2 protein-coding genes are annotated in these 1,034 nt (G+C 62.2%); both read left to right on the plus strand.

Translation table 11 applies throughout. The features are described from left to right. A partial coding sequence (gene secF / locus A2I95_RS41975; protein WP_291738164.1) for a protein translocase subunit SecF occupies positions 1-558 on the plus strand: 558 nt, incomplete at its 5' end. After that, positions 551-1,034: TSUP family transporter (locus A2I95_RS41980; protein ID WP_291738165.1), on the plus strand; the 484-nt coding region annotated here is incomplete at its 3' end. The genes secF and A2I95_RS41980, both read left to right, overlap by 8 nt.

A 1,034-nucleotide genomic window follows, 5' to 3' on the forward strand; every position in this document is an offset into this window, starting at 1 on the left:
AAGGTCTCGGGTGAGCTGATCACCACGGCGATTTACGCGGTGGCCCTCGCGATCGGCGCCGTGCTGGTCTACATCTGGCTGCGGTTTGAGTGGCAGTTCGCGCTTGGCGCGGTGGCAGCACTGGTGCATGACGTGGTGCTGACCATTGGTGTGTTCTCGGAACTGCAGATCAAGTTCGACCTGGCCATCATCGCCGCCCTGCTGACCATCGTCGGCTATTCGCTGAACGATACGGTGGTTGTGTTCGACCGGGTCCGTGAAAACCTGCGCCGCTACAAGAAGAAGGATCTGGCCGAGGTTCTGAATATCTCGATCAACGAGACCCTCAGCCGGACGGTGATGACCTCGGTCACCACGCTCTTGGCGCTGATTTCGCTGTATGTGCTGGGCGGTGACGTGATCCGCGGCTTTGTCTTTGCGATGATCTGGGGCGTGCTGGTCGGGACCTATTCGTCTGTGTTCGTAGCCTCCACCATCCTGCTGAAACTGGGGGTGAAGCGCGACTGGTCGAAACAGGCAAACACCACCGGCAACCAGTTCTCGAACATCGATGCTTGAGGCCTTTCAGGCAGCCCTGGCCACGCCGGGGTTGTTCTGGCTTTTGCTGACTATTGGAGCCGCGGGTTTAGTCCGCGGCTTCACTGGTTTTGGCACCGCGATGATTTTTGTGCCCGTCGGGGCGCAATTCCTGCCCTCGGCAGATGTGGTGTTCCTGATGGTGCTGATGGGGGTGTTTTCCACCATCACCCTGTTCCCGCAGGCCTGGAGCAAGGCCGACAAGGCCGAGGTCGGCGCGCTGGCAATGGCCGCCGCTGTCACCGTTCCGGCCGGTCTGTGGGTGATGTCGCAGCTGGATCCGCTGACCCTGCGCTGGCTGGCGGCAGGCGTGATCGGGGTGACGCTGGCGGCAGTTGTTTCCGGCTGGCGCTGGCAGGGGCGGCTGGGCTGGCCCGGCCGGTTTGGCATCGGCGGGGCGGCTGGCATGGTTGGCGGCATGACCGGTCTGACAGGACCGGTGATCATTGTCTTTTACC

It is taken from the genome of Leisingera sp. F5, from assembly GCF_001593695.1.